2 protein-coding genes are annotated in these 794 nt (G+C 37.9%); both read left to right on the top strand.

The annotated features are described in order from the left end of the window. Positions 1–35: 35 nt before the first annotated feature. Positions 36–587: a hypothetical protein gene (locus DW657_RS17495; protein WP_118313592.1), complete on the top strand. Its 552-nt coding sequence runs from the start codon at positions 36–38 to the stop codon at positions 585–587. A gap of 4 nt (positions 588–591) precedes the next feature. Next, on the top strand, positions 592–794 hold a 203-nt coding region (locus DW657_RS17490; RefSeq protein ID WP_147382005.1), incomplete at its 3' end, for a hypothetical protein.

Raw genomic sequence — 794 nt, 5'->3', positions numbered from 1 at the left:
ATCAATCTTTTAAATCAACTAAAATATAATAGCTTATGACTAAAGAAGAAGAAGATGAAGTCCATCGGTTAGTTCAATCAGTCGGTGTTGTACAGTTGTCAAGAGTAATGTTTAAGGACATGGACGTTAGCGAAATGATAAACGTCATTATCCTTGCAGGTAGAGGCTACAGCATAAAGCTACTCACTTGGTTTAAGTATTATTGTGAAGTGATGCCTCTGTTTATCATGCTTTTTCATATTGCATGCATGGTAACATTTGCGTCTCATGAAAAAGAAATGTGCGTATGGTTTAAGGAGAATTGGGTATCGGCAGCATTTATCTATTTTTCCGTTTACATCCATCCGCTTGTACTTATAATTGCGAGCAGATTCTTTTGGCTCTGCTACAGATGGCGTATTCCGATGATAATCTACCTATTTGGGATAAATGCTATTCATATCGTATACTGGAATGTTTTCACCACCAACGAAATGGTGGAAGCTAATGCTGTAATACTTGTAATGACCATTATATTTTATGTATATGGTTTTGCCGATAAGTATTTCTCAGGCAAGGGCTGTCAAAGTTTAATCTCTAGATTATAATGATATGGGAAAGTTATTTGGTTATCACACCTTGGGAGTGTTATTAAAATCGTTATCGGATTCTTGTTTTCGAGCAGACGAGCAAGAGAAGAGAGGGGAGAAGGTAACTGCTTGCGGAATGAGTAGCGATGAGATAGAAGACCTTTGTGAGAACTATCTGCCGTATGCTCTCAACCCGATGCTATCTACCGAGGAAGTCAAGGAGAA

Source organism: Prevotella sp. AM23-5, assembly GCF_003473645.1.
GTDB lineage: Bacteria > Bacteroidota > Bacteroidia > Bacteroidales > Bacteroidaceae > Prevotella > Prevotella copri_A.
This window is presented reverse-complemented; position numbering and strand designations above follow the sequence as displayed.